Source organism: Marinobacter sp. CHS3-4, from assembly GCF_030053415.1.
Classification (GTDB): Bacteria; Pseudomonadota; Gammaproteobacteria; order Pseudomonadales; family Oleiphilaceae; genus Marinobacter.
Window position 1 is genome coordinate 1314599 of record NZ_JASGBJ010000001.1, and the last position, 11695, is coordinate 1326293.

Annotated in this window: 12 protein-coding genes; 9 read left to right on the top strand and 3 right to left on the bottom strand. The window is 53.5% G+C overall.

All coding sequences use genetic code 11. The features are described from left to right. Window positions 1–3 precede the first annotated feature (3 nt). Both QLQ17_RS06145 and QLQ17_RS06150 read left to right on the top strand, forming a co-directional pair. Window positions 4–906 carry a DMT family transporter gene (locus tag QLQ17_RS06145; RefSeq protein ID WP_283208663.1) on the top strand — a complete coding sequence of 301 codons (903 nt, stop codon included), beginning with the start codon at window positions 4–6 and terminating at the stop codon, window positions 904–906. Further along, a complete protein-coding gene (locus QLQ17_RS06150; RefSeq protein WP_283208664.1) occupies window positions 903–1190 on the top strand; it encodes a GIY-YIG nuclease family protein in 288 nt (95 codons plus the stop codon). The genes QLQ17_RS06145 and QLQ17_RS06150 overlap by 4 nt, the downstream gene beginning before the upstream one ends. On the opposite strand, the gene QLQ17_RS06155 is transcribed toward QLQ17_RS06150, so the two are convergent. Further along, window positions 1144–2058, bottom strand: coding sequence for an alpha/beta hydrolase (locus QLQ17_RS06155; protein WP_283208665.1), 915 nt, complete (start codon window positions 2056–2058; stop codon window positions 1144–1146). The two genes, QLQ17_RS06150 and QLQ17_RS06155, sit on opposite strands and share 47 nt — an antisense overlap. Window positions 2059–2163: 105 nt before the next feature. Here QLQ17_RS06155 and QLQ17_RS06160 point away from each other — a divergent pair, with 105 nt between their 5' ends. Next, entirely contained in the window at window positions 2164–3189 is a 1026-nt protein-coding gene (locus QLQ17_RS06160) for an alpha/beta hydrolase (protein ID WP_283208666.1), read from the top strand. A 37-nt stretch (window positions 3190–3226) separates the two neighbouring features. Then, window positions 3227–3886: a YiaD family glycine zipper/OmpA-like lipoprotein gene (locus tag QLQ17_RS06165; RefSeq protein WP_283208667.1), complete on the top strand. Its 660-nt coding sequence runs from the start codon at window positions 3227–3229 to the stop codon at window positions 3884–3886. Between the two features lie 84 nt (window positions 3887–3970). Here QLQ17_RS06165 and QLQ17_RS06170 read toward each other — a convergent pair whose 3' ends face one another. Both QLQ17_RS06170 and serA read right to left on the bottom strand, forming a co-directional pair. Then, window positions 3971–4243, bottom strand: a complete 273-nt coding sequence (locus tag QLQ17_RS06170) for a hypothetical protein (RefSeq protein WP_283208668.1) — start codon at window positions 4241–4243, stop codon at window positions 3971–3973. A 12-nt stretch (window positions 4244–4255) separates the two neighbouring features. After that, window positions 4256–5485, bottom strand: coding sequence for a phosphoglycerate dehydrogenase (gene serA, locus QLQ17_RS06175; RefSeq protein WP_283208669.1), 1230 nt, complete (start codon window positions 5483–5485; stop codon window positions 4256–4258). 147 nt (window positions 5486–5632) lie between these two features. On the opposite strand from serA, the gene QLQ17_RS06180 reads away from it, so the two are divergent. The 5 genes from QLQ17_RS06180 to QLQ17_RS06200 form a co-directional block, all read left to right on the top strand. Beyond that, window positions 5633–7036, top strand: coding sequence for a D-2-hydroxyglutarate dehydrogenase (locus tag QLQ17_RS06180; RefSeq protein ID WP_283208670.1), 1404 nt, complete (start codon window positions 5633–5635; stop codon window positions 7034–7036). 43 nt (window positions 7037–7079) lie between these two features. Further along, window positions 7080–7586: a DUF2244 domain-containing protein gene (locus QLQ17_RS06185; RefSeq protein WP_283208671.1), complete on the top strand. Its 507-nt coding sequence runs from the start codon at window positions 7080–7082 to the stop codon at window positions 7584–7586. Window positions 7587–7603: 17 nt separating this feature from the next. Continuing rightward, entirely contained in the window at window positions 7604–8296 is a 693-nt protein-coding gene (locus QLQ17_RS06190) for an SIR2 family NAD-dependent protein deacylase (protein ID WP_283208672.1), read from the top strand. 171 nt (window positions 8297–8467) lie between these two features. Further along, window positions 8468–9445, top strand: coding sequence for a DUF6160 family protein (locus QLQ17_RS06195; protein ID WP_283208673.1), 978 nt, complete (start codon window positions 8468–8470; stop codon window positions 9443–9445). Window positions 9446–9699: 254 nt separating this feature from the next. Further along, a partial coding sequence (locus QLQ17_RS06200) for an outer membrane protein assembly factor BamB family protein (RefSeq protein WP_283208674.1) occupies window positions 9700–11695 on the top strand: 1996 nt, incomplete at its 3' end.

The window sequence follows — 11695 nt, forward strand, 5'->3', positions numbered from 1 at the left end:
GTTTTGGCAAATCAGAAACAGGCCATGCTTTTTGGTCTCGGCACCGTCCTGTTGTGGTCTACCGTGGCGACAGCCTTCAAACTGTCGCTTAATGGCCTGTCACCGGTGCAGATGCTGTTGATCGCCTGTACCGCATCGGTTGTGGTGATGGGGTTGATTCTGGTGATCCTTGGGCGTTGGCATCTGGTGTTTTCCCTGTCCAGATACCAGTACGTGCAGTCGGTCGGAATGGGATTGATCAACCCTTGCCTGTATTACTTTCTGCTGTTCGGCGCCTTTGATCGCCTGCCTGCGCAGGAAGCTCAGCCGTTGAACTACACCTGGGCTCTGGTGTTGGCATACATGTCTGTGCCGTTTCTGGGGCAGCGTTTGCGTGCAGCTGACATTGTAGCCGGGCTGATCTGCTATAGCGGTGTGGTGGTCATTGCGACACGGGGCGATGTGCTGTCGCTGACGTTTTCTGATCCACTGGGTGTTGCCTATGCCATCGGCAGCACGGTGGTCTGGGCGTCTTACTGGATTATCGCCACCCGTGATGAGCGGGACCCGATTGTGGGTCTGTTCCTGAATTTCCTTTGTGGTCTGCCGTTTATAGCGGTAGCTTGCGGCTTAACCGATGGTTTCGATTTCAGCCTTAATCTGAGTTTGGGAGCGGCGGTTTACGTGGGCGTGTTCGAAATGGGCATTGCCTTCGTGCTCTGGTCGTTCGCCATGAAAAAAGCCGAGAACACGTCCAGGGTCAGCAACCTGATCTTTATTTCTCCGTTCCTGTCGTTGGTGTTTATCTACTTTATTCTCGGCGAGATCATTTTGCCTTCGACCTACGTGGGCCTGGTGTTGATCGTGGCCGGGTTGTGGGTTCAACAGCTCAAGGCCAAACAGAAAATGGAGGCGGCTCAGCAGTGAGCTGTTGGTATGTCTATCTGATAAGGACGGCCAGTGGTGCTCTGTATACCGGTATCACCACGGACGTTGAGCGACGATTCGCGGAACACCAGGCTGGGGCGCCAAAAGGCGCCCGGAGTCTTCGAGGGAAGGGGCCTTTGACCCTGGAATTTCAGGCTCCGGCCATGAATCGTGCGGTGGCATCGCGGCTGGAATGGGCCATTAAGCAATGGCCCCGCGCAGACAAGGAAGCCTTGATCAGGGGAGAGCGTCCTCTTCCTCAATTGTCTGATGGCGTTGAATGAACTCTGCGACATCCTTCAAAGCCTCGGTCGCCCGATCCAGCTGGCCCGCGTGCACCTGGAACACATGCCATAGGCCGTTGTAAATATCGAGCCTTACATCGCAACCCGCGTCCATTGCGCGGTTCGCGAAGCGCATGGAGTCGTTCAGCAGTATTTCTTCACTGCCCACTTGAATCAGCATGGGCGGCAGCCCTGACAGATCTCCATGTACGGGCGATATCAGAGGATTCGAGCGGCTTTCAGGGCCGCAGTAAAGGCGCGCCGCCCGGTCGATCCAGGGCTTGTTGAGTAATGGCTCTTTTTCCGGAGAGTACAGCTGATCGTTGGACAGGTCTGTCCACGGTGACAGCAGCGACAAAGAAGCCGGCAAGGGAATGCCCTTGTCCCTCAGTCGAATGGCCATCGCGAGGGCCAGACCGGCCCCGGCCGAATCCCCGGCTACTGAGATGGCGCTGGGTGGGTGTCCTTCGTCCAGCAATGCGCGATAGAGATTCTCGGCGTCCTCGAGGGCGGCCGGAAACGGATGCTCTGGCGCCAGCCGGTAGTCGGGCACGATCACCATCGTATTGCTGGCTCGCGCCAAATGGCCCGTCAGCCCACGATGAGTGGTGGGAGAGCCCACAATGTAACCGCCACCATGCAGGTACAATACGATTCCTCGGGGCTCCTCAGAGCAACTGACTCGGGTGATGGCCATCCCTTCAGCCTGAATGTCCTGGAACTGACAAGCTTTCGGGGGTATTGATGTGAGGTAGGCTTTGCTGATTAGCTGGCGCTGAACCTTGACCGGGATTGAGGTATTCAGCATCGGGCTGACGACCCATCGCATGGTTTGGCGCAGGGAGAACTCAAGGGCGGCTTGATTCATCAGATTATCCGTTCGTTCGGGTTGTGGTGTGCTAACCTTATCGCCTGATCGTGCTACGGGTCTTTACCGTATTTTTACTCTCTTTCGACAGGCGTTTTACTCTACGTGTACTGGAAAACAGATACCATAGAAATACCGAATTGGGACAGAGCGTCCCTGTTGGAGAAAGTGGCCGATTTCGACCCGGCCAGTACTCAGGAGCTGGATGAAGACCTGGTGGCTTACTGCCGGTTTTATGGCCTGGATCTCTGGGTGGAGTATCCGGACGTGGAGTACCATCAGGGTTACATTTCCGCCGAGAAACACCAGGTAATGGTGCACTATTTTCGACTTCCAGAGGGTAGTCCTCAGGGCAACAAAGGCACGGTGTTCATTTTTCACGGATACTTTGACCATGTCGGTCTTTACAGCCAACTGATTGAACGGTGCCTGGGCGAAGGCTTTGATGTTCTGGCTTATGATCAGCCCGGCCATGGGCTTTCAAGTGGAACACCTGCGGCCATTGGCAGCTTTCTGGAGTACCAGGCGGTGCTGACAGATGTGATGGAACAAGTGAGAGACAAGGTGCGGGGGCCCTGGTACGCGGTGGGGCAAAGCACTGGTGGGGCAATTCTGATTGACTATTTGCTCTCCAACCATCACAACCGGGAAACTTCGGATTTTCGAAGGGTTGTGCTGCTGGCACCGTTGGTTCGTCCGGCAGGCTGGCTGGGTGCAAAGCTGCTGCACAGTGTGGTGAAACCGTTTGTGTCTCGCTGGCGTCGTGCATTTGCAGCCAATAGCAGCGACTCGCGGTTTCTGGAATTTCTGAAAGATCACGATCCTTTGCAGGCCAGGGCCGTGCATGTCGATTGGGTTTCAGCATTGCGCCAATGGGTGCCGCACATTGAATCGGCAAGGCCGATCGAGTTCCCGGTAACCGTGGTTCAGGGAGAAAAAGATCGAACAGTAGACTGGCAACACAACCTTAGAATAATCCGGAATAAGTTTTCCTCCGTCGAGGAACTTCTGATACCGGATGGTCGTCATCATTTAGTGAATGAGGCCAAAGATTTACAGTCGGCGGTGTTTAATACCATCGTTGATACGTTTGAAAAGGAATCAAGCAGGTCTCTGTCAGAAGCCTGCTAGCTAAACCATCACTCTAACCCATGATCGGGAGAATGCTGTGAAGAAGACTGTACTTGCATTTGCCTTTGCCACTCTGACTCTGAGTGGCTGTATGACCTACGACCCCTACACCGGGGAAGAAAAGACTTCTAACGCCACTGTGGGCAGTGTCATCGGTGCTATCGGCGGCGCAGCCGTAGGCGCAGCGACTTCAAGCAAAAGCGACCGTGGTAAGGGTGCGCTGATTGGCGCGGCATCGGGCGCGGCAATCGGTGGTGGCATTGGCTACTACATGGACAAGCAGGAAGCTGAACTACGGCGCAAGCTGGAAGGTTCCGGAGTACGTGTGGTGCGCAACGGTGACCAGATCGAACTGGTTATGCCGGGCAACATCACCTTTGATGTGGACAAGTCCACCATCAAGCCTAACTTTAGCAATACTCTGGAATCAGTGGCACTGGTACTGAAAGAGTTCGACAAGACCACCATTCAGATCGAAGGCCACACCGACAGCACCGGTTCACGTGACTACAATCAGTTGCTGAGTGAGCGTCGTGCAGGATCCGTTAGAGATTTCCTGCTGAACCAGGGCATTGCGCCTGCCCGCACCAGAGCGGTTGGATACGGACCGCGTTATCCCGTCGCGTCTAACGATACGGCCGAAGGCCGCGAGCAGAACCGCCGAGTGGAGCTGACGCTGGTGCCGAATCAGCAGTAACTCACGGTTATGATAGCTTGAAATGAAAAAAGCCCGGCAGTTTGCCGGGCTTTTTTGTGAGATCAGGCTGACGTTAAGGGCAGATCAGGAAAGCCAGTCGTCAATGCGGCTCTTGAGCTTGTTGAGGTGCTCTTCGCCAGACTCCCGAATTTCGGCAATCTTATTCTTTGCCTCGTCGATACGGCCTTCCAGTTTTTTGATTTCCTTGTCGAAGTCCTTTCGGATCTGACGCTCAGCATGCTCATCTTTCGCCTTGGCGATTTTCTCGTGAGCGTCCGCTTTCAGTCGATCGATCTGCTTTGACCAGTAATCTGTCTGGGTTTCGAGCTTTCTCTGCAACCTATCCTTTAACGACATCATTGTCTCCTTTTAAAAGAGAACGCGGCACCGGATGGTGCCTTTCACCTGAAGCAGTTTCTTCAGGGCGAGCTCTCCATATTCCTTGTCTACGTCAACAACCACGTAGCCGATGTCTTCTTTGGTCTGAAGGTATTGGCCGCAAACGTTGATGCCGTTTTCGGAGAATACCTGGTTCATTTCAGACATGACGCCTGGCACGTTCTCGTGGATGTGCAACAGGCGATGCTGATTCGGGTGTGACGGCAGGGCCACTTCCGGGAAGTTCACGGACGACACGGAGGTGCCGTTATCGCTGTACATGGCCAGCTTTTCAGCCACTTCGCGCCCGATGTTTTCCTGAGCTTCGATGGTCGAACCGCCAACGTGTGGGGTCAGTATGACGTTATCGAACTCACGCAACGGCGAGATAAACTCTTCATCGTTGGATTTTGGTTCAACCGGGAAAACGTCAATGGCGGCGCCCAGCAGTTTGCCGCTTTTCAGGGTTTCTGCCAGTGCTTCGATGTCCACAACGGTTCCGCGGGAGGCGTTCATCAGAATCGCGCCCGGCTTCATCTGGGAGAACTGCTCGGCACCGAACATGTATCGGGTGGACGGCGTTTCGGGGACATGCAGGCTGATGACGTCACAGGTATTGAGCAACTCTTGCAGTGTGCCCACCTGAGTGGCGTTGCCGATCGACAGTTTTGAAACCACATCGTAGAAATAGACGTCCATGCCCAGACCTTCGGCCAGAACGCTGAACTGGGTACCGATGTTGCCGTAGCCGATGATGCCCAGTTTCTTGCCACGAATTTCGAAGCTGTCTTTGGCGGACTTCAGCCATTCGCCGCGATGGGCCTTGGCGTTCTTCTCGGGCACGCCTCGTAGCAACAGGATCGCTTGGGCCAGAACCAGTTCCGCCACACTGCGCGTATTTGAGAAAGGCGCGTTGAATACCGCAATGCCGCGACGGGTAGCTGCTTTCAGATCCACCTGATTGGTGCCAATGCAGAAGCAGCCAACCGCAACCAGTTTCTGGGCCGCGTCGAATACTTTTTCGGTTAGCTGGGTGCGCGAGCGGATGCCAACAAAATGGGCATCGGCGATCTTCTCGATCAGCTCGTCTTCGGCCAGTGAATGAGTCAGGTATTCGATGTTTGTGTAACCAGCCGCGTTCAGCGTATCGATGGCGGACTGATGAACGCCTTCCAACAGCAGGATGCGGATTTTGCTCTTCTCAAGAGACGTGTTTGACATGGGGTAGATTCCGAACCTTTCGTCACCAAAAAATGACCCGTGAGCGGCGCTGGTAGAGGGCAGGCTCACAGAACAGGGGCGGTATGATACCATAGCCTGCGAATTTTACAGCGCGTCCTGATCAACCCTTTTTGAGACTGAATTTCCATGAATGCTGAACAGATCATCGCCAACCTGAAATCCTTGATGGAAGAGGGCTCTGCCCCGGGCAAAGTGCTGACAGACCCGGCTGATCTCGACAATTACGGCAAGGACTGGACGAAAATCTATCCGCCCAAGCCAACGGCCATCGTGTTGCCGAAAACCACAGAACAGGTGCAGGCACTGGTTAAATTTGCCAATGAAAACCAGGTGGCGCTGGTGCCTTCCGGTGGCCGTACGGGGTTGAGCGCCGGCGCAGTGGCGGCGAACGGCGAAGTGGTCGTGGCGTTCGACAATATGAACCAGATTCTGGATTTCAGTGCCAGTGACCGGACGGTGCACTGTCAGGCGGGCGTGGTGACAGAGCAACTGCAAACTTTCGCGGAAGAAAACGATCTTTACTACCCGGTCGATTTCGCGTCAGCGGGTTCCAGCCAATTGGGCGGAAACCTGTCGACCAACGCAGGTGGCATCAAAGTGATTCGCTATGGCATGAGCCGTGACTGGGTTGCCGGTTTGAAAGTCGTCACCGGCAAGGGCGACGTGCTCGAGCTGAACAAGGATCTGGAAAAGAACAACACGGGCTATGATCTGCGCCATCTGTTTATCGGCGCCGAGGGCACGTTGGGTTTTATCACTGAAGCGACCATGAAGCTGTCCCGTCAGCCGGATAATCTAACCGTCCTTGTGCTTGGTCTGGGGGACCTGACCAACACCATGGACGTGTTGCAGACCTTCCAGAAGAAGATTGATCTGACGGCTTACGAATTCTTTTCTCACCAGGCGATGGGACACGTTCTGGCTCATGGTCAGGTACAGGCACCGTTTGAAACCGAAGCGCCATACTATGCCCTTCTGGAGTTCGAGTCCGTTTCCGATCAGGTCATGGACGACGCCATGGCCCTGTTCGAGCAATGTGTCGAGAATGGCTGGGTTCTGGACGGCGTGATCAGCCAGAGCGAGACTCAGGCTCAAAATCTGTGGCAATTGCGTGAGCGGATTTCCGAGTCCATTGCGCCGCGTACCCCGTATAAAAACGATATCTCCGTTGTGGTGTCGAAAGTGCCTGGCTTCCTTCGTGAAATTGACGAGGTGGTGACTGAGCACTATCCGGACTTTGAGATCATCTGGTTTGGTCACATCGGGGATGGCAACCTGCATCTGAACATCCTCAAGCCGGAAGACATGGCAAAAGAGGATTTCTTTGAGAAATGTCAGCAGGTGAATAAATGGGTGTTCGAGATTGTGCAGCGCTACAACGGCAGTGTGTCTGCGGAGCACGGCGTGGGCATGACCAAGAAGCCCTATCTGGAATACACCCGCAGTGCCGCGGAAATCGCATATCTGAGGGGTATCAAGCAGGTCTTTGATCCGAAAGGGGTGATGAACCCCGGCAAGATTTTCGACTGATACCCGACCGACCTCCGGCAGTGCGGGCAGCAGGGTATCTGCCATGGTTGAACAGCTGCCGTCTGACGACGGTCATCGCTATCTGCTAACGCCAAACCGGTCGATGAGTTGGGCCGGCAATGTGCGGATCTGGCTGGCTCTTCTGGGGCTGACAACTGTCATTGTCGCTGGTTTCACGCTGATCGGCGCCTGGGTGATTTTGCCCTTCGCAGGGCTTGAGCTGGCGGCCTTGGCCGCAGGCTTTTATTACACCGCACGTCAATGCCAGCGCCAAGAGGTTCTGCTGCTGGGGCCAGATACCATACGCCTGGAAAAAGGTATGAAGCGCAAGGAAGCTGAGTGGGAAATTCCCCGCCAGTTCAGCCGCGTCTGGCAAGACGAACCTCGCCACCCCTTCACACCTCCAAAACTGCACCTGCAGTTCCGCAATGAAGAAATTCCCATTGGTTCCTTCCTGAATATGGACGATACCGAAACCCTCATTGCTATCCTTCAGCGGTATGGCATCCTGATCCAGAAAAGAAAGAAACCCGAGCCTCGCTGGTTCTAACAAAGATAAGGTAAACCATGAGAGACCACATTGTTGTGCTGACTGGCGCCGGTATGAGCGCCGAAAGCGGCTTGTCCACCTTTCGTGACAACGGAGGATTGTGGGAAGAATACAGCGTGTACGACGTCGCCACGCCGGAGGCCTTCGAACGAAATCAGGAAATGGTTCTGCGCTTCTACAACGAGCGCAGGCGCCAACTGGAAAATGCACTCCCGAATCTCGGCCATCAATTGCTGGCGGAGCTTGAAAAAGAGTATCAGGTGACGGTGATCACCCAGAACGTGGACGACCTCCATGAAAGGGGCGGTTCTTCAAATGTGATTCACCTTCATGGCGAGCTGACCAAAGCTCGGAGTTCCGTTCATTCAGATCTGATCTATGACATTGGTTATAAGGACATCCATCCCGGCGACACCTGCGACCAGGGTTCCCAGCTTCGTCCACACGTTGTCTGGTTCGGTGAAGAGGTACCAATGCTGGATGTCGCCGCCGAGGCGGTCAAAACGGCTGATCAACTGCTGATCATCGGCACCTCTTTGCAGGTATACCCCGCAGCCAGCCTGGCTTACGAAGTCGACATGTCAGTGCCCATCACAGTGATAGATCCGGATGCGCCAACCTCACTGGTGCGGGCACGAGTCATTCGCAAAGGAGCAGGTGAAGGCGTGAAAGAATGGATCGACAAAATGCCGAAGTCGTGGGGTATCTAACCCTCGGTGATCGGTAATAGTCGTGAACTGGTTCACTGCACTGCCATCTCAGGACTATATGATGGTTTGGGTTACAAAAAGTAAACCTTTGTAAAACAATAATACTGCCCCGCTCACCAGGTGCTAAACGAGAAGTCGGTGATGGCAAGCAAGGACAGGGACCTCCCGGCTATGAACCGCCTGACTAACGTAAAAAACGCTTCAATAATCGCTTTGCTGGTTCCGTTTTCGGCTGCCGCCGAATTCACTCCGCTCAGTGATTCGTCCATGAGAGCCACGGTTGGACAGGCTGGTGTCACGATTGATCTTTCCGCCAATGTCGATATCTCCGAAGTTGCCTACCAAGACCAGGGCTACCTGTTCATTAACGGTATCAGCCTGGGCGGTGCAGCACCTGTGCAGTCAGCGTTGGGTCAGACCGTCACGGGTGGGTCCGCTCTGGACAATCTCAGAATTACCATTGATGTCGCTGGAACGAGCGGTGCCGATCTGGCATCGCCCTGGGGGCTGGCTAAATTCGATTCGACTGAATGGAGCGCCTCTGCCGACAATCAGGGCGATCACGGCGAACAGGCTGTCCCGATTACAGACGGTGATCTGGTCATTGGCCTGGGCGCAGCAGACCAGTCAGAGCTCGTTGATTTTGGTTTGCAGATCGATCGTGTGACCCTGGGCTCAAGCAGCCTTTTGCCCGGGCAGGGCGGTGCGGGTAATCCGAGTAACCAGATCATCATGGATAACGTCCTGCTCACTGGTAACCTCGGGCCCACCGATATCGTGGTCGATGCCGACTCAAACAACCTGAATATCAACTCCTACTTTAGCCTGGACGGCTCACTCCAGACTGACCTTTACATTCCTCTGCTTCTGGACTGGCAGGAAGTGGGCATGAACCTGCGGATGCACAACGAGCGCGGGGAAGACGTCCTGAAGTACACCAATACAGCGGGTGAGGTCGTCTCGTTCGCTCATGTTCAGGCCGATGTGGGCGCGTCATCTGCGCCGAATGGAGGCCTGAGGGTCAACCTGACGGATCTGTCCGGTGACCTGGATACTACCAACATTACGTTTGCCGGTGGAGCTTCCATCGGTGACGTTTATTGGACTGATGTTCAGGTTAGTGCGGATTTGAATATTTACGGGCATTAGCCGGGGCCTCAGTTTCACAGATTTTTATTTGCGAACCTTCCTCTGACGTTTGATTCTCTTCCGATCTCCTTGTCTTAGGTAGTTTGAAATAATCCGTCTGGCAGGCTTTGCTTTGCCCGTCTTTTGTGACATGTCTCCCAACAATGCTGTCGGAGCAGGCGCCTAAGATAATGAAAGTGTAACGTATTGTAAGTTGCCGTTTTGCTGGAGGGCTGACGGTGTATTTGAATTTTGCTTAGCAGTGGAGGCTTAAATTGGCTTTTTGTTTGCTCACAAGGATGTTGACTGAAGTCAAGGACTTTACCGCCTCCATACCCATCACCTTCTTTGCAGTTTTTCTTTTCCTCGCCTCTGCCACTTCAGCAAACACGCTGGTTCAGGAACTAAAGGTTGGCCAGAATATTGGTTCATCTGTTGCCTTTGGTACTGATGGTGAGCGATACGTTGGTAGCGCTGATGGCAATTTGTATGGAATTTCTCCTGATCTACAAACGTGGACTTTCCCGTCAGGAGCCCAGATAGCTGCTACGCCGGTTGCTGGAGCGCAAGGAGAAATTATCGTTGCGTCTACCGATGGTTCGTTGTTCTCACTAGATGCATCTACGCGAAGCCAGCGTTGGGTCGTAGACACTGGGTATCCGGTTTATTCGTCACCAGCATTGAGTGCCACCGGTACGATTTATGTTGGTAGTCGAGCTGGGATATTGTCAGCTGTCAGCAGTGAGTCTGGTGAGATTATATGGCGTGTTTCGGTTGATTCTGAAATTGGTGGGTCTCCTGTTGTCGGTCCTCGGGGTGACATCTATGTTGGAACGAGGAAAGGTTCCCTATACCGCATTGGTCGGGTTTCGGGTGATGTAGTTTTTCAGCATTCAGCAGGTGAAAGCGTCTCGTCTCCTGCCTTTGATCGACAGGGCAATATTTATTTCGGTACATACGGCGGACTCGTTCGGTCCGTAGACCGAAATGGGAATCTCAGATGGCAAGCTGATGTTGGTGAAAAAGTCGCTTCATCGCCGGTTTTGAATGAGAGCGGCAAGGTCTATGTTGTTAGTCACGAAAACGGTGTTGTTTTCTCATTGGATCAGAGCGGTGGCCAGCAGTATTCCCTTGATTTGGGCGAGTCAGTTTATTCATCGCCCGCGATCACTCCTGCCGGCGATATTGTTATTGCAACAATATCTGGTTCCCTCTTTTTACTATCAGACTCTGCAGATCAGTTAGTTATAAAGAGCCAGCAGCAATTTGATAGTGGCTTCTACTCCTCGATTTCGATTAACTCGGACGGTTTCGCGTCTCTTGTCACTACAGAAGGAGCGCTTGTTTCTGGCATTTTGCCTGAGTCGACTGTCGCGGGAACAGAAGATGGACCTTGGCCGATGTTCGGCTTCAATGCCCAGCAAGTGCGCACTCAAATTGACAGTGACGCCGATAATTGCGCTGATTTCATTGATGCTTTCCCAAATGATCCAGAGTTTTGCCTCGACACGGACAATGATGGAGAGGCAGATGTGCTGGACTCTGACTCTGATGGCGATGGCATGCCTGATTCCTTCGAGCTGGCCAATGGACTGGATCCAGCGATCGACGACGCTGCAAGTGATTTTGATGGGGATGGATACAGTAACCAGTATGAATTCAGTAACGCCTATGACCCATCCTTTAATCAGTTTGACGACCAGGCGATGGCCAGAGTTGAAGCGCATGACGTGCTTGAAGGTGACGGGCCGATTGCCATAAGCCGAGATGGTAGATATTTGGCAATCGCTGCCGGCTCCCACATTATTTTGTATTTGAGAGACATCGAAACAGGCAAGCTGACTTGGCTGGATCAGACTCGCGCAAATACAGACGCCGGCTCTTTCTTTTCCATTGACCTCGAATTTATTGGTGACAATCTATACCTTTTCGGGGTTTTAGAACCCACCTATTTCCAGAATCCAGACTTGCATGCAATTTACCAATTCTCTGTAGGTTCAGGAGAGGTGGAACTTCAAAAAACAGTTCCTCTTGCCGAGCTTGAAAGCGGTGCCGAGATGGAACCCGGTGTGGCTTATAGGGGTAGTGATAGGAATGGTTCTATCCAATCGGATTCGGAGGGGAAATACCTATACTTGGGAGTGAGAGGTCGAGGTGTTCTGATCTTCGATCGTGACGACACCACAGGCGACTTCACCTTCCGTGAGCACTTCCTTAATGGTGAGTCCTATCTTCACGCACACACCCAATTAGTGATGAGCGATTCTGGTT

Bases quoted from the DNA above. Each gene is read 5' to 3' on its own strand.
- QLQ17_RS06170 (WP_283208668.1), bottom strand. From the start codon at position 4,243: ATGTCGTTAAAGGATAGGTTGCAGAGAAAGCTCGAAACCCAGACAGAT.
- QLQ17_RS06155 (WP_283208665.1), bottom strand. From the start codon at position 2,058: ATGAATCAAGCCGCCCTTGAGTTCTCCCTGCGCCAAACCATGCGATGG.
- serA (WP_283208669.1), bottom strand. From the start codon at position 5,485: ATGTCAAACACGTCTCTTGAGAAGAGCAAAATCCGCATCCTGCTGTTG.
- QLQ17_RS06190 (WP_283208672.1), top strand. From the start codon at position 7,604: ATGAGAGACCACATTGTTGTGCTGACTGGCGCCGGTATGAGCGCCGAA.
- QLQ17_RS06180 (WP_283208670.1), top strand. From the start codon at position 5,633: ATGAATGCTGAACAGATCATCGCCAACCTGAAATCCTTGATGGAAGAG.
- QLQ17_RS06185 (WP_283208671.1), top strand. From the start codon at position 7,080: ATGGTTGAACAGCTGCCGTCTGACGACGGTCATCGCTATCTGCTAACG.
- QLQ17_RS06195 (WP_283208673.1), top strand. From the start codon at position 8,468: ATGAACCGCCTGACTAACGTAAAAAACGCTTCAATAATCGCTTTGCTG.